Source organism: Chryseobacterium limigenitum (assembly GCF_900114875.1).
Taxonomy (GTDB): domain Bacteria; phylum Bacteroidota; class Bacteroidia; order Flavobacteriales; family Weeksellaceae; genus Chryseobacterium; species Chryseobacterium limigenitum.
Genome location: NZ_FPKW01000021.1, coordinates 1 through 25637 on the forward strand (window position 1 = coordinate 1; position 25637 = coordinate 25637).

Consider the following 25637-nt stretch of genomic DNA (forward strand, 5'->3'; position numbering starts at 1 on the left):
TTGCGATCCGGACGGGACTCGAACCCGCGACCTCCGCCGTGACAGGGCGGCATTCTAACCAGCTGAACTACCGGATCAAATTTTCGTTGTTGTAAATTTAAAGAACTATGTTTCTTTTTTGTGATTGCAAAACTACAACTTTTTTCTTTACCTGCAAATTATTTGGCAAAAAAAAGCCTTCCAAAAACGGAAGGCATTCATTATCAAACTTATTTTTTTTATAAGTGTGCGCTTAATTTCTCAGCGATCACCTCTTTTGGAGCTACTCCAACGATTTTGTCAACAACCTCACCGTTTCTGAAAATTAAAACTGTAGGGATATTTCTGATACCATACTGCATAGAAATTTCCTGATTATTGTCTACATCTACCTTTCCTACCACTGCTTTTCCATCAAAATCTGTTGCCACTTCTTCGATGATTGGTCCCAAAGTTCTACATGGTCCACACCATACTGCCCAAAAGTCAACCAATACCGGCTGCTCATTAGATTTTGAAAGTATTTCCGCGAATGAGCTATCTGTAATTTCTAAAGCCATTTTATTTTTTATTTTAATTAATATTATATTCTTTTTAATCGTCGATTTCGATATTCAAAATTACTACTTTTCAGTAATAAGACTATCTATGCTCAACATTTGTTTTTTCTATAGCGTAATCGCTTGAAATTTCTTTCAAGGCAGTTACCAAAGCATCAATTTCAGCTTTAGTTGTCATGTGGCTAAACGAAATACGTAACGGCGTACAGCCATCCATCTCATCCTCAGATAAAACCATCATCATTACCATTGAAGGTTTTGAAGCTCCCGAAGAGCAAGCACTCCCCTGAGAAATGGCGATTCCTTTCATATCCAACTGAAGTCCGATCAAAGGGTTTTTATAAGGCAATAAAGCACTTAAAACCGTGTAAAGACTGTTTTCCTTTTCAGCACTTCTTCCGTTGAATTTAATACCGGAAATCTCAGCAGACAATCTTTCAATTGCATAATCTTTAATTTCCTGCATATGAGTTGCATAAGCTTCCATATTTTTAATAGAAATCTCTAATGCTTTGCCTAAACCAACAATTCCGGCAACGTTCTCAGTTCCTGCCCTAAGGCTTCTTTCCTGAGGTCCGCCTGTGATAATCCCTTTTAATCCTGATGCTTTTCTGATGAAAGCAAAACCGGCACCTTTCGGACCGTGGAATTTATGAGCGCTGCAAGAAGCAAAATCTACAGCAATATCAGAAAAATCCAACGGCATATGAGCCATCGTCTGTACTGTATCTGAATGGAAAAGTGCATTATTTGCTTTGCACAATTCTGCTATTTTTTTAATATCATAAATATTTCCGATCTCGTTGTTGACATGCATTAAACTCACCAACGTCTTTTTATCGGAAGCTTTTAACAATTCTTCTAATTTATTAAGATCAAGATCTCCTTTTTCGTTAGGACGGATGTAAGCAACCTCTACTCCTTTCCTGTTTTTCAGCTCCAAAATACTCTCAGAAACACACTTATGTTCCAACGGAGAACTGATGATCCTTTCTACTCCAAGGTTTTCTACGCTGGATTTGATGATCATATTATTAGATTCTGTTCCGCAAGAAGTAAAAATGATCTCAGCAGGAGTTACGTGAAGATAATCTGCGATCTGCCTTCTTACATTTTCAAGAAGAATCTTTGCTTCCTGACCGAAGCTGTGAGTTGAAGACGGATTTCCGAAATTCATCTTCATGGTACCTATCATTGCATCAATAACTTCTTCCGAAAGAGGCGTTGTTGCAGCGTTATCTAAATATACTTTATTCATTTTTATTTTGAATATTTTAATTCTACAGAATTGAATTGATAGTCTGAAGGAACGGTAAACAGCACCCAAGGATTTGAGATCACCTGTATTTCCATCCCGCCTGATTCTACGAAAGGAACTTCCACATACAGAATATTATTTTTCACAGAAACACTTTTAATTTCTGAAATTCTGTGATCTCCCGATCTGAACATTCCTAAGTTATATAAAACTACTTTTTTATCTTTTGGAAATTTTGGATAATTAATTACAGGCTCAGTTCCGGCTTCCACGATAAGATTTGAGTTACCCCCTTTCACCGCTTTTTGAAGCTCCTGTTCATTTTTAATAATGCTAAATCCGGGCTGATCTGCACCGCCCTGAGATTCTGACACAAGAATTTCTGCTTTTTTCTGCATTTGTTCTGATTTTTTGGATGATTGATCAGTCTGAGAAACTGCAGTTGTACAGCTCATAGAAAGCACCAAAAGCCCAATAAGTAGTTTATTCATTTTTACTTTTTTTACTCACCCAAAATTAGTGAAAAAATTGGTAATGTCCTTCATTCGCCCATTTAAGCATTTGCTTATCTCCAGAAGTATCTCCGAAAGCGATGATTTTATCGTATTTAGAGTTGCTTATTTCTTCTTTTATCCTCATTAATTTTTCGTTTCCGTTGCAGTTTTTACCAATAAAATTTCCGGTAAAAACACCATTTTTAAACTCTGCACGCGTGGAAACAAGCTGCATTTGTAATGCTTCGGCAAATGGTTTTGTCCAGATGTCTAATGAGGCGGTTACCAATAAGCTTTGTGTATTATCTCTATCGATATTTTGAATAAAATCAAGGGCATTTTCGCGAACGATTTTTGGATAGTTTTGTTCGAAAAATTGTTGGGCTTTTTTCTCTATTTTCTCCTGAGTCTGCCCTTTCAGGATAGATCCGATGAAACTTTTCTTTACTTTTTCAGTTTCTGCCAATTTTAATTTTAATAAAATGAAAAGTGGAATATGTCTTATAAATTGTATCCGAAACTTTGCAGAATCATAAAATTTAAGATACATAAACATGGTATCTTTATAGGTCAGGGTTCCGTCAAAATCAAAACAATACAATTTTTTCATTTTAATTAAAGCTTTAATTTTTTAAATATAAATTCAGGAATATTCCTGATGATCATCATTATAACGCCCCAAATCGGTAAAACGTATACAACATTTTTCTGTTTTTTGAATGCTTTATAAATACACGCCGCTGCCTGTTTTGGAGTTGCCGTTAATTTTGGGTTTAAAGGTAAGCCTTCTGTCATTTTTGTGGCCATAAATCCCGGTTTCACCGTCATGACATGAACTTTTTTCTCAAACAAATAATTTCTTAATCCACTTAAATACGCTGTAAAAGCCGCTTTTGCACTTCCGTAAATGAAATTACTCTGTCTTCCTCTATCTCCTGCTACAGACGACAACCCGATAATCGTTCCGGATCTTCTGCTTTCAAATTTCTGGGCAAAATAATTCATCACAGGAACTAATTTTGAATAATTAATATCAATAATTCGCTCTGTATTCTTATTATCATACAAGCCTTCTTCCGTTCCGTCTCCCAAATATCCTGTTGCACAAAATAATACATTTGAATTGACATAATCAAACTGAGTATAATCAATTTCCTTCATCAGATCAAGTTCTATAACCTCAGACTGCTGTAGAAACATCACATCGATGTGTCTTGCAAATCTTTCCGTAGTTTCTTTACTAGAAGTAAAAAGATAGATTTTTTCAAACTTTTCGCCTTCTTGCAAAGCCTTTTCAACAAAAGCCTGAGCTACCTCAGACGTACTTCCCAGAACTATCATTTATGAATTATTATTTATGATTCTTTTGTGCTGTAAAGACACAAATTTGGAACTTTGAACATTTTTAAGATAATTGGTCAGCGATGATCTGCTCATGCTGTCTTTGGTAAGATAAATCCTTCCTCCGAACTCCTGAACGATGCTATCCAATTGCTCAACCAATTTTTTCAGCTTTGAATTCACTTTAAAATCCAGTGCCAACGTGTAACCTTCAAAAGGAAATGAGTTGTAAGCTTCCGGATTATTCTTTCCAAAAAGCTTTAAAACTGCCAAGAAAGAACCATTTCCGCTATTTGCTATGGTTTCAAGGATTTTTTTCATTCCTTCCTTCCCTGTTTCTTTCGGGATTACCATCTGATATTGGATAAAACCAGATTTTCCGTAAATTTTATTCCATTCATTCACAGCGTCTAAAGGGTAGAAAAATGTTTCATAATCAATAAAACTCTTCACTTCTTTTTTAGACTGTTTTTTATAATACAACAGATTGAAAATCTTCACAGTAAGAGAATTTAAAACAAAATTCGGAAAGTAAAAAGGAACCGTCGGCTGCAGTTTTTTCTTTAACCTTAAAGGATTTTTGGTTAAATTCTGAGGAAGCTCATGTTGAAAAGCATGTTCGCCTCTCATCAAAATACTTCTTCCGATATTTTTTCCTTTTTGAAGACAGTCGATCCACGCAACAGTGTACGTCCAGCTTTCACTTTCTTCAAATAAGGTGAAAATTTCATCAAGATTTTCTGCTTTGATACTTTCCTGACGGATGTAGGCAGAATCTATATTTTTAAGCTTAAATTTTGCGGTAAGAATAATTCCTGTAAGACCCATTCCGCCAATTGTAGCCCAAAATTTCTCGATATTTTCTTCTCTTGAACAAGTGATAATGTCACCGTTTTCGGTCATTAATTTAAATTCGATCACATATTCCGAAAAGCAGCCTTCTGCATGATGATTTTTACCATGAACGTCAGATGCGATCGCACCACCCACAGAAACAAATTTCGTTCCCGGAGTTACATATAAAAAATAGCCTTGCGGAACAGAAATTTCAAGAACCTCGGAAAGCAAAACTCCCGATTCGCATTCTAAAATTCCGTTCAGGCGATCGAAGCTTATGAATTTATTTAATTTTTTAGTAGAAAATATATGTTCACCCAATGAAGCATCTCCGTAACATCTCCCGTTTCCTCTTGCAATGACTTCATTATGATTGATGACAAAATCTTTTATTTTTTTGAAGCTGTCTTCAGACTTCATTTCTTTTTCCACTATGGGAAAATTACCCCAGTTTGTGACTTTTTGTATAAAATTCGGCTTCATTTTTTAAAGTAAATTTGAATTAAAAATGCAGCCACCCACAATAATAAGGTAACTTGTATATATCTGTCTCTGTAAACAATTTTTGTAGGAGACTCTGTTCTGTTGTAGACCAATGTTTGTTGTAAATATCTTAAAAAAGCGAAAACAACAAAAATTACGGTATAAAAAACTCTTTCATGAAATCTTGCCTGAACTTCAGGTGATAACGTAAACATCAAATAACAGACAATTGCCAATGTCACTGAAATTGAAAGTGCAATATCTGCAAACTGAACGTTGTATCCGTCCAAAGCACGTCTCGTTTTACCAGAAACCTGAGCATTAATAAGCTCTCCACGTCTTTTACCGATTGCTAAAACCAATGCCAGAACAAAAGTCAGTAAGATTGCCCATTGGGAAATATTAATTCCTGTAATATAACCTCCGGCTAAAACTCTTAAAACAAATCCTGTTGCGATAATGAAAATATCGATGATCGGAACATGTTTTAATTTGAATGTATAAGCCAGATTCATTACAAAATAAAGCCCAATGATGGTTGCGAACTTCCAAAGGTTTTCATGAAAATAGGTCTGTGCCAAGAATACGAGCGCAATATCAACAATCATTAAGCCAATAAGAATTGCTATTGCTCTTGATTTTGATATGGCTCCGCTGGCCAAAGGTCTTCTGCGTTTTTCAGGGTGTTTGCTGTCTGCTTCAATATCGTTATAATCATTAAGAATATAAACAACACTTGCTGCCAGCGAAAAAATAACAAAAGCAAAAATACTTTTTGTAAGTAATTCTACATTTTTGATATTACCTGAAAAAAATAGGGGGACAAATACAAAAAGGTTTTTCACCCATTGCTCTACACGAAGCAGTTTTAAATATTTCTTCATCTATGGTATTTCAGTTGCAAAAATAACAATTTCAAAATAAAAAATAATTCCATAAAAATACAAAAAAAACCGCCGAAGCGGTCTTTAAGAAAATATTTATATGTTAAATTAATTACTGCCCTTGTTTAGCATCATTAATCATTTTTTCATTTGCTGTAATGGCAAACTCTACTCTTCTGTTTTTAGCTCTTCCTTCCTCTGTATCGTTTGTTGCAACCGGCATACTTTCTCCTTCTCCTTTAGCAAACATTCTGCTTGAAGCAATACCTTTTCCTGCTAAATAAGCTTTTACAGCATCTGCTCTTCTTTGTGAAAGTTTCATGTTGTAATCATCTGCTCCTTTGCTGTCTGTATGTCCGTATACATTAATATTTGTATCAGGATTATCTACAAGAACTTTAGCTAATTTATCTAAGTTTGTTTGAGCTACAGATGTAAGGTTTGAAGAATCGAATGCAAAAGTTACAATACTTTCGTTCATTGTAATTTTAATACCATCTCCTACTCTTTCTACTTCAGCTCCAGGCAAAGTTTCTTTGATGTCTTTAGCCTGCTTATCCATTTTGTTACCGATAACGTTACCAGCAACACCACCGATAATACCACCCAATACAGCCCCTAAAGCTCCATTTCCGCCTTTACCAACATTGTTACCTAAAATACCACCCAATACAGCACCTGAAGCAGCACCTACTGCTGTACCTCTCTGCTGGTGATTAGAATTCTGTACTGCCTCACAACTTGTCAATAGCAATGCTGATGATAAGAAAAGGCCTCCGATATATGATTTGTTAAATTTCATCTTTTTAATCTTTTATGTTTGTAATTATTTCATTCCAGTTCTCTCGAAGTTGTAAACAACTTTTACAGTACTTCCGTCAAACGGAACGTTTTGCTCTAAAGAAAACTGATCTGTAGTCTGATTGACCACATCTAAAGTATATCCTGCTAAATTTTGCTTAGCTTTAGTTCCATCAGCAATTTTTTTGAACATAAAAGTATTTCCGTCTTTTACTTCAAATTTGATAGGCTGAGTAAATCCAGAACCACAGTTTCCACCACCGTTTACTGTAATAGCTCCTGTGTAGTTATTGGGAATGAATCTCCAATGACTTCCTACAAAACACTGAGCATCAATTCCTTCATCAAAAGGTTTAATTTTAAGGCCTTTATCGTAATTTATGCTTACAATCTGCCAATCCCCTTTTAATTTAAGAAATTCTGATCTCTGATTCTGTGATGTTTCAGCTTTCTTTACTGTGGAACAAGACACTGCAAAAAGTGATGTTCCTAACATCCCTGCAAGTAGTAACTTTCTCATTTTGTTGTTTATTATTTTGTTACTATAAAGTTATAAAAACCGTGCCAAAATTGCACAATAAAAATAAAAAAAGTCCGAAAAATTCGGACTTTCTATCTTTGCACCTTAAATACAGGTAGATAAGTTATTTTTTAACAGTCTTTTTTACGGATTTCGTAGCTTTTTTTACAACAGAAGATTTTCCTGTATAGAAGTTCGTATAAGCATATTCAGCGGCTTTTTTAACATCAATAACTCCTCCGGCCTGAGAAAAATCACTAAACTGATTTGTTGTACTTGGATTGCTTGATTTTACCAAAGCTTCAATAATCTGATCTGGCTTTAACCCCGGCATATATGCCAGTAAAACAGCTGCTGCACCGGCTACAACAGGAGATGCCATTGAAGTTCCCTGAAGATACTTGTATCCGCTTTTTGTTACAGTGGAATAAATCTGCTCACCCGGAGCAAAAACATTTACTTTATTTTTATTAAAATTTGAGAAATCAGCTCTCAACGCATCATTTTTATTTGTACTTGCACCTACTACAATAACGTTGTTTACAAGCGGTTTTTCGTCTGTAACGTTTTTATAGTTTGTAGGATAAGCTACGTGTTCGGTAACATCTTCATTTTCGTTCCCTGCAGCTTTAACCAATAAAACACCTTTGCTTTCAGCATATTTGAATGCATCCCAAACAACAGTTTTACCCGGAGAGACCGGTTTACCAAAGCTCATATTTAAAACTTTAGCACCATTGTCTACAGCATATCTGATTGCGTTTGCAACATCTTTATCTCTTTCATCCCCATTTGGAACCGTTCTTACAGACATAATTTTTGCCACTTTGGAGGCTACACCATGCTGAATTTCTTTTCCCTGAGGTAATCCTGCGATGATCCCTGCAACGTGAGTTCCGTGAGTCGCGTCAGGACCTTCATAATGATTGTTTCCGTAATTCTTCTCAGAATAATCATCATAGTTATCTCCTACGATTGATTTTCTAGGATCATAATTTAAATCGTATTGTTGAGCTTGAGGAATAACCGAATCAAGAGCTTCCTTCATTTCCTCTTTCATTGCTTTTTCAAAATCTGCAGGAGATTTCCCTTGAAATTCAGGATTTTGTGCTACCTGTCCCAACACATTAAGTGCAATTGCATCTTTTTGGTCTGTCGGAGCTTTAATAGCAGCAATATTTTCTGCTGTAACAGATTTCCCTCCTAATAACCTTACCATGTTAGGAATAAGATCATTAATCATTGTATAGGTTTGCAAAGCTTGTTTTCCTTCAACACTGTTTTTAGTGAAAAGCTCTTTAGCCTTCATATACATTGCGAAGTCTTCAGGCATTTTAGCCTGATTCGCTTTATTTTTTGCGGAATCGTCTCCTTCGAAAACAGGCTTGTATTTAGCGACAACTCTCGTTACCTCCATATTATCAACGTCGATATCTCCGTTTTTTCCACCGATGAAATTCCATCCGTGAACATCGTCAATATATCCGTTTCCGTCGTCATCTTTTCCGTTATTTGGAACTTCATTAGGATTTGACCAAATATTTTTCACTAATCCCGGGTGATCAACCTGAACACCGCTATCTAACACTCCAACAACAACTGTTGTAGGTTTAAGACCTTTAGATTCTAAATATTTATATGCATTTTCTGTATTTACACCATATACTTTTGACGTAGCAAAGTCTTTGTGATACCAAGTCATAAGGTCTTTATCCTCATTCTGGTTGGCTTTAACCGCTTGTGCTTCCTGAGCAAAAGTGAAACTAAAACCTGCTAAAAAAACAGCAGCTAATAATACCTTTTTCATATGTAGTTGTTTATTTATTACCAAATGTCTATGAATTGCCTGAGTTGAATAATTCTAAAACAAAGCAATTTCATATTAATATGATTGTTTAATATTTTTAAGATAAGTCAAAGATTCCGGTCCTTTGTTACAAATAAGATCCAGAATTGTTAAGTCTTTTAAAAACCCAAATTTATCCGAAAACGTTTGGTAATATTCTTCCATTTCGAATTCAGAAGCTGATTTTGCAGAGAATTTTTCTCTGAAATTGATCTGTTCAGGATTTTTGATATATTCTACATTCAAAGAGTGTGCCTTTTCTGTTTTTAAAATACTTTGAAGAATTTCGATGGCTTTTAAATTAAAATTCAACAAATATTTTTCCTCTAATTCATAAATCTTTTTCAATTTATCTTCGTAAAATTCAAAGTAAGGAGAGCCTTGATAAGCTGTTTTTATAGATTTCCAGTGAAGACTTCTCCAGTCTTCTCTATAAGAAATTTCTGTGTTTTTAAACTCTCTATTCCCAGTGTGACTGATTGGGATTATTAATGTAAGCTTTCCGTTTGCCCCAAAAATATTGGTTCTGCTTCTGTACGTCTGTTTTGGAAAACTTTCAAATTGCTCAAATAAAATATCATTCTCAGCATCTAAAAAAACTGAAAACCAAGAAATGGGTGGTAAATAAAATACCGGTAATAATACATTCTTCATAATCGTAATGCAAAAATGAAGTATTCTTTCAAATACTTCATTTTAATTCTAATTTATTTTAACTATAAATCTTCTTCTGTATTTTTCTTTCCGAATAGCTTCATGAAATATTCCCATCCAAAGAATAAGATAAGAATCATCGCTGCGACCCACCAGTATGAAGTTTTGTTGGCTTCACCCGTGTTTGTTGCTTTAAACATTCTGTCCCAACGAACTTTTTTTGGAGCCTGATACGTAGAACTTGCATCAGCAAAAACTCCCTGAATGCTCATCCAAGTAAACATTGGTTTTCCGACAATATTTTCCTCAGGAACGAAACCAAAGAATCTTGCATCCAAAGAAGCATCTCTGTTGTCTCCCACCATCATAAAATAATCCTGTTTGATTGTATATTGGTTCGCTTCTTTTCCGTTGATGAAAATTTTATCGTTTTTCTTTTCTAAATTATTATGTTCATATTCAGAAATGATCCACTGATACATTGGTAACGTTTCTTTATTGATTGCTACAACATCACCTTTCTTAGGAATTCTAACCGGTCCGTACCAATCCTGATTCCAAGGTTTGTTTACAGGGAAAATAGATTGTGTCGTGTCGATACTTTTTGTGTATGCCGTTTTATCAGCATTTAATTTATAAGAAATTGTTGCAGAATCTTTTGGATACATGTTTTCAGTCATGTCAATCACGTTCGGTAAAGCTTTGATCTCTGCAGCAGTTTTATCTGTTAATCCTTGGAAAGCATACATAAATCCTTTCTCCGTCTGCATTTCTCTTACAGGTAAAAACCCATAAGTATTGTAAAGACTTGGTATATCTAACTGACTTCCTGTATTTACAGTATACCCATGCTGAACTTCCTGGTCTCCAAGAACAACTTCAGGCTTATTGTTAACAAAAAGTCTTCCGCCTCTCATTTCAAAAACATCGCCTGCAGCAGCCACGCATCTTTTTACATAAGGATCTTTTCTGTCGATCGCCGTATGTACCGAATCCTGCGGATAGTTGAAAACTACAACATCATTTCTCTGAGGCTTGTTGAACTGAAATATTCTTTCATAAGGAAGTTTCACTGCATCCACATAAGATTTTGGATCGTCTTTAGGATTTCCTTTTTCACCGGAATCAAAAATAGTTCCCTGTAAGAAAGGTATTGCTAAAGGACGCATCGGAAGTCTGTAACCGTAGCTCCATTTATTTACGAAAAGAAAATCACCCACCAACAAAGTTCTTTCCATAGATCCTGTAGGAATCCCGAAAGGCTGCGTTACAAAAGAGTGAATAATGGTTGCAAAAACCACAGCGAAAGTTATAGAACCTATAAAAGAATCTTTCTTCTTCGCATTTTTCTCTTCGTCTGTTAAGAACAATTCATTTTCATCTTCTAACTCTACATCTTTGGAATAGTTCACGCTTGCCATATAAATAAATGGAAGGATCACTGTAAGCAACTGATTCTGGAAAAGACTTTTTCCAAATTTTTTCATTAAATAAATATGAAAAACAGACATCATGATCGGGCCAACGATTGGTAAATACGATAAAAGAGCCCACCATTTCGGATGTTTTGTTTCTTTTAAAATGATGAAATAGTTGTAAAAAGGGATAAACGCAAATAGCGGACTATATCCTAATTTCTTGAACAGTTTCCAAGTTGAAAGTCCCATTAATACAGATAAAATGAGGACGTATACTGTATAAGTTAAAAAATAATTCATAAATTTTTCTTGCCTAATCTATAATATAAATGATAAATAATGAGTGATCAATAATAATAGATTCGCTATTAACAATTGGCTATCTCACCATTCATAACTATTAGTTTACAATGTAGGGAATTTGTTACAAAATTAAAGACCTAAAACGTCTTTCATTGTGAAATTTCCTTTTTTATCTTTAATCCACTCTGCAGCAACTACAGCACCTAATGCGAAACCGTTTCTGTTGAATGCTGTGTGTTTGATCTCAATTTCATCAACCTCGCTTCTGTAAAAAACACTGTGAGTTCCCGGAACCTCATCTTCGCGCACCGCAAAAATACCCAGTTGGTCTCCCTGAGTTTCTTCCAGTTTCCAAGCGTTAAATTTTGGATTATGTTTAAAAATTCCTTCTGCAATGGAAATCGCTGTTCCACTTGGTGCATCAAGTTTATGAACGTGATGAATTTCTTCCAACTGACAAGAATATTCATCGACATTTTTCATTAAGTCAGCCAATTTTTCGTTTAAAGCAAAAAATAAATTTACGCCTAAACTAAAATTTGACCCGTATAAGAATGCTGTATTGTTTTCAACAGCTATTTTTTCAATTTCTTCTTTTTTCTCCAACCAACCCGTCGTTCCGCTGATCACCGGAATTTGATTTTCAAGACTAACTTTAATATTGTTATAAGCTACTTCCGGCAAAGAAAATTCGATAACAACATCTGGATTATTAAGGTTTTCAGCAGTCGGAGTCTCTTTTAATCTGGCAACAACTTCATGACCTCTTTTTGTAGCAATTTCATCGATGATCTTGCCCATTTTGCCGTATCCAACTAATGCTATTTTCATATTTTATTATTTATCTGTTCTTTTTCTTAACGCAAAGATCGCAAAGCTTTAATTTTAAAATCTTTATGCATATTTTTCGTTCGCAAAGGCGTTTCACTCAGCAAAGAGCTTAATTAAAAACAGTTTATATATTAATTATTAAAATCTATAACTTAAACTCAACCCTGTTTTTGGAGGATTGATACCATACTGATCCTGAATGACCGCAGGACTGAAAGTTAAATCCGGGTCGTGACGGCTTTCGTAAAGATGCGCATCTACAACGGCATCAACAATATTCAGAATATAAATTAATCCTGTAATTGCAATGGCGTAATCTCGTTGTCTTTTGGATCTGTCCTGTACATTTCCAAATGCAACTTTGTCAAGCCACGGGTGACTGTCTACAAACTCATTTGGCGTTCCGTTCAGTTTGGCGATGTAGTATTCTCTGTACTTCTTATATTGTTTGTCGTTCCACATTGCAATTCCTACACCAGCTCCAACAGCTCCCCAAACGATAGGAACCTTCCAGTATTTTTTATTGTAAAACTGGCCTAATCCCGGTAAAACAGCAGAATACAATCCTGCTCTTGTAGGATTTAATTTTAAAGTTTTTTTGGTTGGTCCGTTCGCACCTTCAAGATCTGCAACTATTTTAGCTTCAGATTTTGCCGGTTTTGCGGCAGAGATACTGTCTTTCGGATGGTGTTCTACCCGAATTGTATCATTAGGATTTACTTGTGAATAGGCAATAGCAAACAGACACAAGAAAAAAGTGAAAAATAATTTCTTCATTTATTTAATATGAGATAAAATATATTCCAGCTCGTCTTCATTTTTAAAATCCAGAACAATTTTACCTTTTTTACCATTTCCGGAGGCTTTGATCTCCACTTTTACTTCTAAAATATCAGCAATCGTTTTTTGTACTCTCTTGTAATTATTTGAAAGCTCAATCGTTGCTTTTTTAGCAGCCGGTGATTTTGGATTTTTAAGAGCAGCAGCAGCCTGTTCAGTCTGACGAACATTTAATCTTTCTTTAATAATTAAATTAAATAAAGTCTGCTGATCCTCTTCATTTTCAAGACTGATGATTGCTCTGCCGTGACCTGCAGAAATCTCACCACTCCTGATTGCATTCTGAATATCCGGATTTAATCTTAACAATCTGATAGAGTTGGTAATAGTACTTCTGTCCTTTCCTACTCTCTGACTTAAATTTTCCTGAGTAAGACCGATTTCGTCCATTAATCTCTGATAAGTTAATGCAATTTCAATCGCATCAAGATCTTCTCTCTGGATATTTTCAACAAGAGCCATCTCAAGAAGCTCCTGATCATTCACCAAACGAATATAAGACGGAATAGAGGTTAATCCCGCAAGCTTACTTGCTCTGAAACGTCTTTCCCCAGATATAATTTCGAACTTTTCGCCGTCTTTTCTTAACGTAATTGGTTGAATTACGCCTAGGTTTTTAATAGACTGCGCGAGTTCGTTTAATGCCTTTTCGTCAAAATAAGTTCTTGGCTGAGTCGGGTTCGGATAAATATCTTCAATCGATACTTCTACGATACTTCCTACAAACTTATCTGCTCCCTCATCAGTAGCAGAATTGACCATAGCCTTGGATTCTGCACTTAAAATTGCTCCCAAACCACGTCCCATAGCTCTTTTTTTGTCCTTCATATAATATAATTGATAAATGATAAGCCATAAATGATTTATTGATAATTCACTTATTGACTATTCAGCATTCACTTATTGACCATTTTCACTTAATTCTTAACTAAATTCTCGTTCTTCAATAAAACCTCTTCTGCCAACTGAATGTATTGGATTGCTCCTTTACTTTCGGCATCATAATTTAAGATACTTTCACCGAAACTTGGTGCTTCACTTAATCTTACGTTTCTGCTGATAATTGTTTCAAAAACCATTTCAGGGAAATGTAAATTTACTTCTTCTACAACCTGATTAGACAATCTCAATCTGCTGTCATACATTGTTAAAAGCAAACCTTCAATATCTAAATCTTTATTATGGATTTTCTGAACATTTTTAATCGTGTTCAATAATTTCCCTAATCCTTCCAAAGCAAAATACTCGCATTGAATCGGGATAATTACAGAATCTGCTGCTGTAAGTGCATTCACAGTAATCAAACCTAAACTCGGTGCGCAATCAATGATAATATAATCGTAATCATCTCTTACAGTCTGTAATGCTTTTTTTAGCATGTACTCACGGTTCACTTTGTCTACCAATTCGATCTCCGCAGCAACTAAGTCGATGTGAGAAGGAACGATATCCAGGTTTGGTGTAGCTGTTCTCTTGATACAGGTTCTTGTATCAACACTATGCTCCAGCAAGTTATATGTAGAATACTGAACGTCCTCCACTCCTAAACCAGATGTTGCATTAGCCTGAGGATCAGCATCAATGATTAGTATTTTCTTTTCTAATACCCCTAATGCTGCGGCTAAATTTACAGCTGTTGTAGTTTTTCCAACTCCCCCTTTTTGATTAGCGATACCTATGATTTTTGCCATTATTAGAACTTTAAGCTTCAAAAATACACTTTTTTCTTTGCTATTAATGAATGACGAAAACTAAAATTGAGTTAAAATATTGTTAATAAGCATTTTAAGTATAAAAAAAATTATCCACAAAAAATAGCTTTTTGTGGATAACTGTCAAGATTTGTATTTAAAATTTTGAATACCTGCTTTTAATAATAGTGTTATTTTTAACGCAAAGCACACAAAGGTTTTTAGACTACTCAATACTTTTAAGATTCGCAAACGCGTTCTATTAAGCAAAGTTCACAAAGATTTTTAAATTATATCAAATTGTGGATAATCATATTAATTATCAAACTTCATAGAGATTGGAAATTTGAAATAACTTCTTACTGATTCTCCCTGCTTATTTTTCCCAGGTACCCACTTTCCTCTGATAGATTTGATAGTTCTGATAGCTTCGCTATTAAAATTAGCGTCTTTACCATCAGCTTTAATACCTGAGATAGTTCCATTTGTTTCTACGATGAAAGTAATGGTAGTTTTCATTACATCTTCATTTTCAAATCCTGAACCGTCAAAATTGCTTATTACTTTATTTCTGAAAGTATTAATTCCACCTTCAAAAGCTGCTTCAACACTTAAACCACCTGACCCAACAATTTCATTAGGATCTTTTACAGGAACAACTGGCTCTGGCTTTACAGATGGTATAGTTCCTGGATTAATAGGCGGAGCTATTGGTGTATAACTATCTGGTTTAGCAGGCTCAGCTTTAAAATCATTTTTAAAACCAGCAACAGCGTCAGTTGGAATCTCCTCTTTTTTAGGTTCAACTGCATTTTTAGTTGGAGTCGGAACAGTATTATCAAATTGTTTTACACTTGGCGGAGGTGTAGCTTTAGGCGGTAAAACAGTTGCTGGCGGATCTTCAGTTTCAGCAATATAAACTGGTGGAGGTAGTACATAACCTCCTGTATCAGATACATCAGGAGTTCTAAATGCATTAATAACTATAGGTGTAATCGAAATCGCAGCCAACAAACTCACTCCAATAAAAAGCGCTTTGGTTAGTATTCTGTCTGATTCATTTCTTAAAGCATAAGCACCATATTCTTTGTTACGATGCTCGAACAGGATCTCGTTAAAACGAAATTCCTGATTAGTGTTTAGGTGTTTCATCACTTAAAATATTTAAACTGTTAATATAATGTGATTATTAGTTTTAGTAGCTCTTATCGATAAGCATTGTTTCAATATCAAAATATTTGCCAAATAATTGTTAAAACAGCAACATTTTAAAAATTTTTATAATAATCTTAAAATTTAACTATGCTAAAAATAATAACAGCCTAAAAATAAGGAGTATAAGATTTTCATTTCTCAATGATAACTTCATTTTAATTCAAAAAATTCAACGTAAAATAAAAAACAGTAAAAAGCACACTCCTAAAATCGGAAAAACACTGAGACTTTCTTTCTCAACCCGAAATACATTTGTACTATAAGAAATCGGGGAACGCTGAAAACCGAAAAGAGTAAGCAAGAAAAAATTTAAAAACTTATAATTATGCCAACTTTAACTCAAGAAGCTAGATCAAACTCATTAATGAGCATGCTTTTAAAACAAGTTTACGATTCTGTAACCAACGGTGGAGATCCGGATTCAATTGGTCCAAATGATTTTATCGCATTCGACCCAATCGGACTTACGTTAACAGAAGACACTTTTGATTATGCATTAAACGGATTATTCGGAAACGCTCCGGCTCCAAAACCATTATTGGACGGAACAGGGAAACCAATCTTAGATGCTAACGGAAATCCTAAAACCAATTTGGAGGAATTCCAAAATGCAATGAAAGACAGCAAGTTCCGTAAATACCTTCAAATGGAACAGTTTTCTGCAATGGTAGATGCAATTCCTTCTCAATTGCCACCACTTACATCAAGCGGAAACGGAAGAGAGATTACTATTTTCAATGATTCTTCAAAAAGAGTTTCCAAAGTGTACGAAGATTTGATGCAATGGTCTGTAGTTGTAGACACTCCAATGGATCCTAAGGTTGAAAAAAATCTTGAAAAACTAAGAGACAAACTTTTCAAAATCAAAGTAGTAAAAAATCCTGATTTTGATGAAAATGCACCTGTAGATGACCTGAACAAGCCGGAATTACACCAAACTTTCGTTGCTCCGATGTATTCTAAATATATAGAGTATCAAATGAAATATTATGATGTTGTAGAAACCAACAATACCATAAGAACAGATGCCGACAATGGCGACCCTGATGCAATGGCAAGACTGTCCATCGACGGTAAAAACATGAAAAAACGTGAAGATGCAGCATTGAAAGCATGGCAATCTTTAGGTTACAAAGAAGCTGTTGAAAGAATTCAGAATTATCTGAGCGAAATTGAAGAAAAGCACATGTTGGTCATCAAAAAACGTCTTCAGTCAGAATTCAGAAACAGCCAGAGAACAAGAGTGATCGATTATATTAATTACTCTCCATCTATTCCGATTTCTGCAAATGCTTTGAAAGAATCTAAAAACTGGCCGACAATTTCAATGTATGAAGGAAGTGCGCACAGCGATTATTCCAAAACAATTCACAATTGGAGCGCGGGCGCAGGATTCAGTATGGGATTATTCAGTATCGGAGCAAGAAACAGCGGAAATACTACCAGAACATCGATGAATACTGATTTCAGTAACCTTAGAATCTCATTTAAACTTGGAAAAGTAAGAGTAGAAAGAGGCTGGTTCAGCGAAGAATTTGTAGAATCAAAATACTGGAAACTTCACGAAACTTCTCCACAATCATTAAACGGAGACATCATCAGCGATGGTAAAGGAAAAGGATTAATGCCGATGATCGTTACAGAATTGATCATCGCAAGAGATGTAATGCTGGATTTCAGTGAAAACAGCACAGCGTACAAAGCAGCAAGCACAAAAATCAGCAGCGGAGCGGCAGTGGGAATAGGGCCATTCGTATTTGGCGGAACTCACGATTACGAAAACCAAAACTCCCAAACTGATGCAAAATGGAGCGGCAAAAAACTACAGTCAAACGGCATCTATATTATTGGATATAAGTGTCATGTAGTTCCAAAATCTCCAAATCCAAACCCGGATATCAAAGTTTGGACAGACGGTAAATCATAATATCCTTCTCAATAGAATAACCGGCAGGAACTTTTTTCTGTCGGTTATTTATAAAATTATTGACTAATCTTTAAGTTTTTTAAACGCAAAGAAAGCAAAGATTTTAAACTAAAAACCAACAACCAAAAACTATTAACCAAAAATCAAATGCCATGAAATACTTTGTTGCCGTCTATCAAAAGCTTAGAAACATTTACACGTCTCAAAGCTCGATGGAGAATGATCTCCCGATGATCTGTCCTTCCCTGAGAGTGTATGAAAACGAAGAACTGGAATTATTAAAACCTCAAAGTTTACTGAATGATGAACAGAAAAAAGCGCTTTCTATCATTAAAAAACAAAATGTGGCTTACGAACTGAATTCCGTCCCAATTTCTTCTAATTTCTGGGATCTGAATCCGAACAATTCTTTATTTGATATTTACAGAGATATTCTGGATAAGAGTAACCTGAAAAATATTGAGGAAAATTTAGATAAAATTCTGGAAAACAAAAGCGCTCTATTGTATGATGCTAAAAATAATGACACAAAAGAATTTAAAGCCTATAAAAAATATCTAACCAACCATGAAACTGCGGTGGATAAAATCACTGCTCATCTGGAAATATTTGACAGTTTAGACACCGATGAAGAAAAAAAGAACTGGAACGACCAATTACTCAATCTCAACAATATAAAAGAGCTTGCTTTTTCTGAATGGAAAGTAAAAGGCTTCAAAGATCTTATTGAAAAAGAACTTGAAAAGATCAATAAAACTTCCGAAGCAGATCTTTATGTGGCTATGGCTCAAAATGCAAAAAATACGTTTACTGCAGCAGAAAAAACTGATGTAATCAGCAATTCGTCCATTCATGATATTAATTTTATTCCATATGATTTTATGGAAAATGAATCGGGTTGGAACAGTATGAGAATTGAAAAATCAGAGCTTGATAATTTGCATGCCGAAGCTAAAAATGCCAATGAAAATCTTCCATCAGAAATTCTTACCATTGATTATGATGAAAGTGTGATTCTGGCCGTAGAACTTGAATATTCTTTTGTTCATTTAAAAAGAAACTGGTTCAATAAAAACTTCATGATGTCTAATCTTTTTCAATGGAATGAAGCTAAAAAAATATCCGATGGACAGACTATTTCCAATGATTTTAAGCTTCCGGCATTTCCGAAAACAATGATGTTGATTAAAAATTTAAAAATAATTTTAGATCCATCCATCACGAATGACACCGTAAATAATCCTAATCAACTGATTTATTTCGGTCCGTTGATCATGAAACAACAGCTTTTTGTGAATAAAAATAACAATCAGAAATTCCTGAAAGCCGTAACGAACGTTAGAACCATAAAATCCGACCAACTCAACACCTTATCAAGAAAAACTGATAACCCAGAAAACGCAAAAATATCCACCATGGAATTCGCGGCAAAACCAGTCCTTGAAACAGTGACCGAAGTTCCAAAAATGAATCCAAATACAGCAGCTAGCAATAAAATAAATATGAGTGCTTTTGGCGGCATTCGAAATTTAAGACCAATTACGCCTACACCCAACATTGCAACTCCGGTTCAGCCTGTAGCTCCCGTAAAACCCGTTACTCCAATTGTCGCAACCCCAATACGGGTTCCCGGAATTTTTGTTCCGATAAGAGTTCCAATTCAGGTTCAGCCAACTTCAGCCATGTTACAGTTCAGGGTTTTTGATAAAATAAATAATGATCCTATTTACAAATGCGCCATTTCCATCAAAGGAACAAATAACAACAGGATCTTCGAGATAGAAACCAACGAAATCGGAATGATCAGCCAAATGATTCCGATGGGAGATTACAGCATTGAACTGAGAGTTGATGATTACGCTGTTTTACAGCAAAATTTCAGCGTCGTAAACGTCAATCCTCTGAATTTAGACTACAAACTTCAAAGAGAGGAAGTGAAATTTAAGTCATACTTTTTAATTGGGATGATTTGTGAGAGAATGCCGAAAGTACCTGTGAATTAATATTTTTAATTCCAATTGTTATTATTAAAAGATCCTTCGACTCCGCTCAGGATGACATCGCTAATACTAACGGTTCATAATTGACGGAATAATTTGCCAGTGTCATCCTGAGCGGAGTCGAAGGATCTTATTCACATAACATTAATCTTTTAGAACATTTCAAAATTCAAAACCTAAAAAAACTAACAGCCATGAAACTTTTAAAATATTACACAAAATCACCGGAAGTCACTACACTTTGTGAACTTCTTTATAAACAAGGATATAACATCAAAATTTCAGATTCTTTTTCTCTGGAAGTTGATGCAGCAGTGAAGGATTTTCAACGAAAAAATTCTTTAGTCATAGACGGAATCGTAGGAATGAAAACCTGGACAGTTTTGCTTCAGAAAAATTCTGCTCCGGCTCCGACAAATTCAGCAGATAAATTTTTGAAAGAAAGTGATTTGATTACTTTTGCCAATCAATATTCTCTGGAATTGGCTGCCGTAAAAGCTGTTAATGAAATTGAAAGCAGCGGAAAAGGATTTTTAATCAATAATAAACCTAAAATTTTGTTTGAAGGTCATATTTTCTGGAACGAATTAAAGAAAAGAGGAATTGATCCAAATACTTTTTACAATGCCAATCATAAAGATGTTCTATATCCAAAATGGACTAAAATCTACTATCAAGGCGGCGTGAAAGAGTACGACAGACTAAATGAAGCAATGACTTTAGGAAATGATCCGAAATTTAAAGATGCAGCGTTATCTTCTGCTTCCTGGGGAAGTTTCCAAATTATGGGTTTTCATGCGAAAAATCTCGGATATGTTGATACCTCCGATTTCGTATCAAAAATGGAAATTAATGAAGGCGAACATTTGAAAGCTTTCGGGAAATTTCTTGAGAAAAACGGACTTTTAGTTCATTTAAGAAATAAAAGCTGGGCAAATTTCGCAAAAGGTTATAATGGCGGAGGTTACAAACTGAATAAATATGATGAAAAATTAGCGAAAGCTTATGCCAAATATTCTAAAAACTGATTAACCAATTTATATTTTGACGCATTGATTTTTAAAGTTCCCTTTGCGTTGAATGACTTTTTCTCCCACGGATTTCACAGATTTTCACAGATGATTGTGTTTGTTGTATTTGTGAAATTTGTGGGATTTTTTTCCTTTTTTGACCACGGATTACATGGATGATTTTATGATTTATTTACACTAGAGATTGCTTCGTCGCTTCGCTCCTCGCAATGACAAAAAAAAGAGACTATCAAATAATTGACAGTCTCTTTTTATTTATATGAAAATATTCCTTAGAATAATTCTTTTCTGATGATGTTTTGACTTCTTTCAGGGCCTACAGAAACCAAGTAAACGTTGATTCCTAAATACTTTTCGATGAACTCGATGTATTTCTGAGCAGTGTCAGGAAGTTCGTCGTAGCTTCTTACTTTGGTAAGATCTTCGTTCCAACCCGGTAGATCCTGGTAGATCGGCTCGTAGTTGTATAATTTTTCAGTTGAAGAAGTGAAATAATCGATGATTTTTCCGTCTTCAGTTTTATAATGAGTAACGATTTTCAGGTTTTCAATTCCTGTAAGAACGTCTAATTTAGTAATTACTAAATTATTGATACCGTTGATCATACAAGCATGTTTTAAAGAAACAAGATCTAACCAACCTGTTCTTCTTGGTCTTCCTGTTGTAGCTCCGAATTCACCTCCGATCTGTCTGATCTTTTCTCCTAATTCATTATCCAATTCAGAAGGAAAAGGTCCGTTTCCTACTCTTGTACAATATGCTTTGGCAACACCAATTAAGTTTTTAAGTGAAGTTGGCGGAACACCAGCTCCTGTACAAACTCCTCCTGTAGATGGAGAAGATGAAGTTACGTATGGATATGTTCCGAAATCGATGTCTAACATCAACGCCTGAGCTCCTTCGAATAAAACGTTTTTACCATCTCTGATTGCTTCGTTCAATTCAACTTCTGTATCAACAATTCTGTGTTGAAGTTGTTTTCCGATCTCTAAAAACTCGTTGTAAATTTCTTCAACGTCTAATGTCGGTTTTCCGTAATATTTTTCGAAAAGAGAGTTTTTAACTTTTAAGTTTTTCTCAATTTTGTCTCTTAAGATCTCAGGATTTAAAAGATCTACCATTCTGATACCGATTCTTGCGATCTTATCTTCATAACATGGCCCGATTCCTTTTTTAGTAGTTCCGATCTGAGTTCCTCCGTGCTCTTCTTCACGGTAAGTATCCAAAAGGATGTGGTAGGGCATGATCACATGCGCTCTTCTGCTGATAAAAATGTGGTCTGTTCTAAGGCCTTTGCTTTCGATCTGGCCTACTTCTCTAATGAAAGATTTAGGATTTACCACTACCCCATTGGCAATGATACATTTACCTTTACACTGCAAAACTCCTGAAGGAAGAAGGTGCAAAACAAATTTCTCCTCACCCACATAAACCGTGTGACCAGCGTTGTCTCCCCCTTGGAAACGAACAACATAATCCGATTTTGCAGATAAAACATCCGTGATTTTTCCTTTACCTTCATCTCCATACTGAAGACCTACAACTACGTAAGTTGACATATTTTACTTTTGTTTTTAGATTCATGCAAAATTACTTTTAAAAAATAGGGTGACCAAATTTGTGGTGGATTTTATTTTTGCGTGGAGGGAAAATGTGGGGTTGAATTATTATTTTATATATTTGAAATACTTACTTTCTAAATATATATAAAAACACTTTTAATGAATAATATCTCTAATCAAAATATTGAAGAAAATTTAAATTCTATTGATTATAGTTTTATAAATTTTATTCATTCTGAAACACAAAGTGTAGGAAATAACATAATTTGGACTTCTACAGTTATAATTCTTCTTTGCACCAATATAATTTCTTTATCAGAAATTGAGATTAATGGTCTCAAAATAGACATTAAAAAAGAATATATTTCCTATATCCTTTTTACTATTAATGTTTATTATTTTTTACGCTTTTATAATCTTTTAAATTACGATAATTTAAATTTTAGAATGCCAAAAGAAATTAATTTAATTATCACAGAATCTAAAGAAAAAATAAAACATTATTCTTCTACAATTACTCAACATACAGATAATATTACAAGATTACATAGTGAAGCAGATACTTTAAATAATGAAGACATGGACTTAGATATAAAAGGTGTTAAATTAGAACTATTAAAAAATGAGATTTTAGACTTAAAAAATAATATGGCTGAAGATTTTAATTCTATTAAATATTTTTCAGATTTATTAGAAAAAACTGAATCTAAATTAGTAATGGGAAATAAATACTTAAAAAATAATAATTTGATAAATAATTATTTCCCAAAATTAATTTTTACAGCATCTTTCTTTGCAATTCTTTGGAGTTTATATCAATTAATTTTCTATTGAAATTTTACAAAATCAACATAAAGCCTTCTAATCATTTTAAAATTTGTTTGATAATTAACTTTGAATAAATACCAAGAATTGGTATATTTGATTTAAAATTAAAATAATGGCAAAAAACACATCCATATTATTAGGAGATTATTTTGATAACTTTATAAGTCAACAGATTAAGTCTGGCAAATACTCTTCCGCAAGTGAAGTTATAAGAACAGCTTTAAGAATGTTCGAACATGAGGAATCTAAGAAAACAGAATTAATCAACGAACTAAAAAAAGGTGAAAAATCTGGTTTTGTTGAAAATTTTGACCGTAAAGAATTTTTGAAAAATCTTCATCAAAAACATTCTGCTGAGTAAATGAAATACAAAATCAGTAAAGAAGTGTCAAATGATTTAGAAAAAATCTGGCTTTACACTTTTGAGACTTGGTCATTAAAACAGGCAGATCATTATTTTGATTTGCTCATGAATGAAATTGAATATTTATCTGAGAATCCAAAATCAGGAAAAGATTATAGTGAAATTAGAAAAGGCTATTTCCGTTCAAGGGTAAAATCTCATTTTATATTTTACAAAATCAATCTTAAAAATGATGAAATTGAAATCATCAGAATTCTTCATCAGCAAATGGATATTTCATCAAGATTGGATGAATAGAAAATTCATTAATTCTGTATATTTGATTACTCCCTGAAAATCCAAACCATGAGCTCACCACAAAAATCAGCATACCTATCTGCAACCACAAACGATCAAACCCAACTCTTTTACACTCTATTCTATCCTGAAACAATTCCTGTAAAAGCAACCTTACAAATCGTTCACGGGATGCAGGAACACAGTGGCAGATATTCGGAGATTGCGGAATATTTTGCCAATCTAGGATTTGCGGTATTGACTTATGATCATTTAGGACACGGAAAATCGGTAAAAGATAAAAAAGACATTGGATTCTTTCAACTTAATCATCCTGATGAAAGATTGATTACTGATGCAGAAAAGATGAGTAAACACTTGATGGATCAATATCCTGATGTTCCTCATTTTATTCTTGGGCACTCAATGGGGTCTTTTATTACGCGTTGCTTGCTGCAAAGAATGGGTAATCAATTTTCGGGGGCAATTATTACAGGAACTGGCGGATCTTTGACTGGGATTAATTTAGTAACATCTTATTTTTCGTTAGCCAATACAATAGCTCCTCAGAAACGGACTTTCTTTAATAATCTTTTTACGATTGTAAATAATCAGAAATTCAAAAAAGATAAAAATTTCAGTGATACAAGCTGGCTTAGTCTGAATCCGGCTAACAGAAATGCTTTTTCTCAGGATGAACTTTGCGGAATCCCTTTCACCAACAATGCATTTTATGCGTTATTCAGTATTTATAAAAAAGCAACGGCGAGAAACTGGGCACAAACTATTCCGAAGTCCTTCCCTCTTTTATTTATTAGCGGACAGAATGATCCCATAGGCGATTTCGGAAAAGGAGTAACGCAGACTGTTGAGAATTTAAGGCTTGATGGTTTTAAAGATGTAAATGTAAAACTGCATCCTCAAATGCGCCATGAAATATTGAATGAAGAAATCAGAGAAGATGTTTTAAATGATATTTATCAATGGACTTTGGAGCATTTATTTAAAAAAGAAAAAAATAATTAATATTGTAAAAATTAAAAAAACACAACTTATGGATAAAAAATTATAATTTCTTGTAAGTCTATTCTTATTTCTAACACTTTCTTTACATGCTCAAGACAAAGTGACGGATTACCTCAACATTCCCGGACCAATTAAAATTGATAATAAGACCTATAATTTAGCGTGGAGTTCTCATCCAAATGAAAATTATTACAAACAAGAATATTTAGGTTCAAATGAAAAAATCGAAAAATACAATACATTAATTGTGATCGATTTTGTAAAGGGAGATTTCAAGCTTGAAGACGCAGTTGATCTAAAAGTAAATGAACTTGAAAAAATGAAAGCATCCAATCCTATCATAAATTATAAAACTTATGAAAATAATGGAGAATATATTTTAGACTTTCTTATCACTGAAAATTCAAAAGACGGGAAAGAAATACTCATTGCAGAAAGAAATGTATACCGTTATAAACTCATTGCGGACGGTAAAAATAAAGGAGTATTACTTTTCGGGATCAGTGAAAGAGGGTATCAAGAAAATATAGAGCAGTTTTTCAGCAATCTAAAAGATAACTCATCCAAATTAGTAGAAATTATTGGGAATTACAAGCTTCCGAATGTTGAATTAAAATAAAAAATTATCATTCCATCTTTCCAAATTATAGCGCCAAAAACGCAGTTTA

At 34.2% G+C, this 25637-nt stretch carries 26 protein-coding genes and 1 tRNA gene; 8 read left to right on the top strand and 19 right to left on the bottom strand.

All coding sequences use genetic code 11. From position 1 onward, the window contains the following. Window positions 1-3 precede the first annotated feature (3 nt). From BT156_RS18395 to BT156_RS18480, 18 genes are all read right to left on the bottom strand, one after another. Window positions 4-77 (bottom strand) — tRNA-Asp (locus tag BT156_RS18395). Between the two features lie 141 nt (window positions 78-218). Continuing rightward, a complete protein-coding gene (gene trxA / locus BT156_RS18400; RefSeq protein ID WP_072412364.1) occupies window positions 219-539 on the bottom strand; it encodes a thioredoxin in 321 nt (106 codons plus the stop codon). Between the two features lie 82 nt (window positions 540-621). After that, entirely contained in the window at window positions 622-1797 is a 1176-nt protein-coding gene (locus BT156_RS18405; protein WP_072412366.1) for a cysteine desulfurase family protein, read from the bottom strand. 2 nt (window positions 1798-1799) lie between these two features. Beyond that, on the bottom strand, window positions 1800-2288 hold the full coding sequence (locus tag BT156_RS18410) for a hypothetical protein (RefSeq protein ID WP_072412368.1): 489 nt from the start codon (window positions 2286-2288) through the stop codon (window positions 1800-1802). A gap of 25 nt (window positions 2289-2313) precedes the next feature. Further along, on the bottom strand, window positions 2314-2901 hold the full coding sequence (locus BT156_RS18415; RefSeq protein ID WP_072412370.1) for an HAD-IB family hydrolase: 588 nt from the start codon (window positions 2899-2901) through the stop codon (window positions 2314-2316). Window positions 2902-2906: 5 nt separating this feature from the next. Further along, on the bottom strand, window positions 2907-3632 hold the full coding sequence (locus tag BT156_RS18420; protein WP_072412372.1) for an SDR family NAD(P)-dependent oxidoreductase: 726 nt from the start codon (window positions 3630-3632) through the stop codon (window positions 2907-2909). Beyond that, a complete protein-coding gene (locus BT156_RS18425) occupies window positions 3633-4952 on the bottom strand; it encodes an FAD-binding oxidoreductase (protein ID WP_072412374.1) in 1320 nt (439 codons plus the stop codon). It abuts the gene before it with no gap. Further along, window positions 4949-5836, bottom strand: coding sequence for a decaprenyl-phosphate phosphoribosyltransferase (locus tag BT156_RS18430; protein WP_072412376.1), 888 nt, complete (start codon window positions 5834-5836; stop codon window positions 4949-4951). Before BT156_RS18430 ends, BT156_RS18425 begins: the two co-directional genes overlap by 4 nt. A gap of 112 nt (window positions 5837-5948) precedes the next feature. Continuing rightward, window positions 5949-6638 carry a YiaD family glycine zipper/OmpA-like lipoprotein gene (locus tag BT156_RS18435; RefSeq protein ID WP_072412378.1) on the bottom strand — a complete coding sequence of 230 codons (690 nt, stop codon included), beginning with the start codon at window positions 6636-6638 and terminating at the stop codon, window positions 5949-5951. A gap of 24 nt (window positions 6639-6662) precedes the next feature. Then, window positions 6663-7157 carry a lipocalin-like domain-containing protein gene (locus BT156_RS18440; RefSeq protein ID WP_072412380.1) on the bottom strand — a complete coding sequence of 165 codons (495 nt, stop codon included), beginning with the start codon at window positions 7155-7157 and terminating at the stop codon, window positions 6663-6665. 124 nt (window positions 7158-7281) lie between these two features. Beyond that, window positions 7282-8964, bottom strand: coding sequence for a S8 family serine peptidase (locus tag BT156_RS18445; RefSeq protein ID WP_072412382.1), 1683 nt, complete (start codon window positions 8962-8964; stop codon window positions 7282-7284). Between the two features lie 75 nt (window positions 8965-9039). Beyond that, window positions 9040-9657: a WbqC family protein gene (locus BT156_RS18450; protein WP_072412384.1), complete on the bottom strand. Its 618-nt coding sequence runs from the start codon at window positions 9655-9657 to the stop codon at window positions 9040-9042. 62 nt (window positions 9658-9719) lie between these two features. Next, window positions 9720-11375, bottom strand: a complete 1656-nt coding sequence (gene lepB, locus BT156_RS18455) for a signal peptidase I (RefSeq protein WP_072412386.1) — start codon at window positions 11373-11375, stop codon at window positions 9720-9722. 132 nt (window positions 11376-11507) lie between these two features. Next, complete coding sequence (dapB, locus tag BT156_RS18460; protein ID WP_072412388.1) at window positions 11508-12209, bottom strand: 4-hydroxy-tetrahydrodipicolinate reductase; 702 nt, start codon at window positions 12207-12209, stop codon at window positions 11508-11510. Window positions 12210-12347: 138 nt separating this feature from the next. After that, entirely contained in the window at window positions 12348-12986 is a 639-nt protein-coding gene (locus BT156_RS18465) for a DUF5683 domain-containing protein (RefSeq protein WP_072412390.1), read from the bottom strand. Beyond that, window positions 12987-13877, bottom strand: a complete 891-nt coding sequence (locus BT156_RS18470) for a ParB/RepB/Spo0J family partition protein (RefSeq protein ID WP_072412394.1) — start codon at window positions 13875-13877, stop codon at window positions 12987-12989. It lies immediately after the preceding gene. Between the two features lie 89 nt (window positions 13878-13966). Then, complete coding sequence (locus BT156_RS18475; RefSeq protein WP_072412396.1) at window positions 13967-14740, bottom strand: ParA family protein; 774 nt, start codon at window positions 14738-14740, stop codon at window positions 13967-13969. Between the two features lie 315 nt (window positions 14741-15055). Continuing rightward, the gene (locus tag BT156_RS18480) at window positions 15056-15892 is read right to left on the bottom strand and encodes a hypothetical protein (RefSeq protein WP_072412398.1); all 837 of its coding nucleotides are present in this window, start codon (window positions 15890-15892) and stop codon (window positions 15056-15058) included. Window positions 15893-16280: 388 nt separating this feature from the next. Between BT156_RS18480 and BT156_RS18485 the strand changes: the two genes are divergently transcribed. The 3 genes from BT156_RS18485 (at window position 16281) to BT156_RS18495 (ending at window position 20910) form a co-directional block, all read left to right on the top strand. After that, window positions 16281-17882, top strand: a complete 1602-nt coding sequence (locus tag BT156_RS18485; RefSeq protein ID WP_139255520.1) for a hypothetical protein — start codon at window positions 16281-16283, stop codon at window positions 17880-17882. Between the two features lie 152 nt (window positions 17883-18034). Then, window positions 18035-19885 (top strand): hypothetical protein, encoded by a 1851-nt coding sequence (locus BT156_RS18490; protein WP_139255521.1) that lies wholly within the window; start codon window positions 18035-18037, stop codon window positions 19883-19885. A 191-nt stretch (window positions 19886-20076) separates the two neighbouring features. Next, window positions 20077-20910: an N-acetylmuramidase domain-containing protein gene (locus BT156_RS18495; RefSeq protein ID WP_072412403.1), complete on the top strand. Its 834-nt coding sequence runs from the start codon at window positions 20077-20079 to the stop codon at window positions 20908-20910. A 275-nt stretch (window positions 20911-21185) separates the two neighbouring features. On the opposite strand, the gene BT156_RS18500 is transcribed toward BT156_RS18495, so the two are convergent. Further along, window positions 21186-22472, bottom strand: a complete 1287-nt coding sequence (locus tag BT156_RS18500) for an adenylosuccinate synthase (protein ID WP_072412404.1) — start codon at window positions 22470-22472, stop codon at window positions 21186-21188. A gap of 162 nt (window positions 22473-22634) precedes the next feature. Between BT156_RS18500 and BT156_RS18505 the strand changes: the two genes are divergently transcribed. The 5 genes from BT156_RS18505 (at window position 22635) to BT156_RS18525 (ending at window position 25588) form a co-directional block, all read left to right on the top strand. Further along, window positions 22635-23309: a hypothetical protein gene (locus BT156_RS18505; protein ID WP_072412405.1), complete on the top strand. Its 675-nt coding sequence runs from the start codon at window positions 22635-22637 to the stop codon at window positions 23307-23309. Between the two features lie 106 nt (window positions 23310-23415). Further along, the gene (locus BT156_RS18510) at window positions 23416-23664 is read left to right on the top strand and encodes a type II toxin-antitoxin system ParD family antitoxin (RefSeq protein ID WP_072412406.1); all 249 of its coding nucleotides are present in this window, start codon (window positions 23416-23418) and stop codon (window positions 23662-23664) included. Continuing rightward, window positions 23665-23964, top strand: a complete 300-nt coding sequence (locus BT156_RS18515) for a type II toxin-antitoxin system RelE/ParE family toxin (RefSeq protein WP_072412407.1) — start codon at window positions 23665-23667, stop codon at window positions 23962-23964. A 48-nt stretch (window positions 23965-24012) separates the two neighbouring features. Continuing rightward, window positions 24013-24969 carry an alpha/beta fold hydrolase gene (locus BT156_RS18520; RefSeq protein WP_072412408.1) on the top strand — a complete coding sequence of 319 codons (957 nt, stop codon included), beginning with the start codon at window positions 24013-24015 and terminating at the stop codon, window positions 24967-24969. A gap of 100 nt (window positions 24970-25069) precedes the next feature. After that, the gene (locus BT156_RS18525; RefSeq protein ID WP_083582400.1) at window positions 25070-25588 is read left to right on the top strand and encodes a hypothetical protein; all 519 of its coding nucleotides are present in this window, start codon (window positions 25070-25072) and stop codon (window positions 25586-25588) included. The last annotated feature ends 49 nt before the right edge of the window (window positions 25589-25637 follow it).

What these genes read in the sequence shown, in the direction of transcription:
- BT156_RS18510 (WP_072412406.1), top strand. Translation starts at nt 23,416, where the DNA reads ATGGCAAAAAACACATCCATATTATTAGGAGATTATTTTGATAACTTT.
- BT156_RS18500 (WP_072412404.1), bottom strand. Translation starts at nt 22,472, where the DNA reads ATGTCAACTTACGTAGTTGTAGGTCTTCAGTATGGAGATGAAGGTAAA.
- trxA (WP_072412364.1), bottom strand. Translation starts at nt 539, where the DNA reads ATGGCTTTAGAAATTACAGATAGCTCATTCGCGGAAATACTTTCAAAA.
- BT156_RS18470 (WP_072412394.1), bottom strand. Translation starts at nt 13,877, where the DNA reads ATGAAGGACAAAAAAAGAGCTATGGGACGTGGTTTGGGAGCAATTTTA.
- BT156_RS18505 (WP_072412405.1), top strand. Translation starts at nt 22,635, where the DNA reads ATGAATAATATCTCTAATCAAAATATTGAAGAAAATTTAAATTCTATT.
- BT156_RS18425 (WP_072412374.1), bottom strand. Translation starts at nt 4,952, where the DNA reads ATGAAGCCGAATTTTATACAAAAAGTCACAAACTGGGGTAATTTTCCC.
- BT156_RS18445 (WP_072412382.1), bottom strand. Translation starts at nt 8,964, where the DNA reads ATGAAAAAGGTATTATTAGCTGCTGTTTTTTTAGCAGGTTTTAGTTTC.
- BT156_RS18435 (WP_072412378.1), bottom strand. Translation starts at nt 6,638, where the DNA reads ATGAAATTTAACAAATCATATATCGGAGGCCTTTTCTTATCATCAGCA.
- BT156_RS18405 (WP_072412366.1), bottom strand. Translation starts at nt 1,797, where the DNA reads ATGAATAAAGTATATTTAGATAACGCTGCAACAACGCCTCTTTCGGAA.
- BT156_RS18485 (WP_139255520.1), top strand. Translation starts at nt 16,281, where the DNA reads ATGCCAACTTTAACTCAAGAAGCTAGATCAAACTCATTAATGAGCATG.
- dapB (WP_072412388.1), bottom strand. Translation starts at nt 12,209, where the DNA reads ATGAAAATAGCATTAGTTGGATACGGCAAAATGGGCAAGATCATCGAT.
- BT156_RS18465 (WP_072412390.1), bottom strand. Translation starts at nt 12,986, where the DNA reads ATGAAGAAATTATTTTTCACTTTTTTCTTGTGTCTGTTTGCTATTGCC.
- BT156_RS18420 (WP_072412372.1), bottom strand. Translation starts at nt 3,632, where the DNA reads ATGATAGTTCTGGGAAGTACGTCTGAGGTAGCTCAGGCTTTTGTTGAA.
- BT156_RS18430 (WP_072412376.1), bottom strand. Translation starts at nt 5,836, where the DNA reads ATGAAGAAATATTTAAAACTGCTTCGTGTAGAGCAATGGGTGAAAAAC.
- BT156_RS18410 (WP_072412368.1), bottom strand. Translation starts at nt 2,288, where the DNA reads ATGAATAAACTACTTATTGGGCTTTTGGTGCTTTCTATGAGCTGTACA.
- BT156_RS18515 (WP_072412407.1), top strand. Translation starts at nt 23,665, where the DNA reads ATGAAATACAAAATCAGTAAAGAAGTGTCAAATGATTTAGAAAAAATC.
- BT156_RS18520 (WP_072412408.1), top strand. Translation starts at nt 24,013, where the DNA reads ATGAGCTCACCACAAAAATCAGCATACCTATCTGCAACCACAAACGAT.
- lepB (WP_072412386.1), bottom strand. Translation starts at nt 11,375, where the DNA reads ATGAATTATTTTTTAACTTATACAGTATACGTCCTCATTTTATCTGTA.
- BT156_RS18450 (WP_072412384.1), bottom strand. Translation starts at nt 9,657, where the DNA reads ATGAAGAATGTATTATTACCGGTATTTTATTTACCACCCATTTCTTGG.
- BT156_RS18415 (WP_072412370.1), bottom strand. Translation starts at nt 2,901, where the DNA reads ATGAAAAAATTGTATTGTTTTGATTTTGACGGAACCCTGACCTATAAA.
- BT156_RS18480 (WP_072412398.1), bottom strand. Translation starts at nt 15,892, where the DNA reads ATGAAACACCTAAACACTAATCAGGAATTTCGTTTTAACGAGATCCTG.
- BT156_RS18490 (WP_139255521.1), top strand. Translation starts at nt 18,035, where the DNA reads ATGAAATACTTTGTTGCCGTCTATCAAAAGCTTAGAAACATTTACACG.
- BT156_RS18475 (WP_072412396.1), bottom strand. Translation starts at nt 14,740, where the DNA reads ATGGCAAAAATCATAGGTATCGCTAATCAAAAAGGGGGAGTTGGAAAA.
- BT156_RS18440 (WP_072412380.1), bottom strand. Translation starts at nt 7,157, where the DNA reads ATGAGAAAGTTACTACTTGCAGGGATGTTAGGAACATCACTTTTTGCA.
- BT156_RS18495 (WP_072412403.1), top strand. Translation starts at nt 20,077, where the DNA reads ATGAAACTTTTAAAATATTACACAAAATCACCGGAAGTCACTACACTT.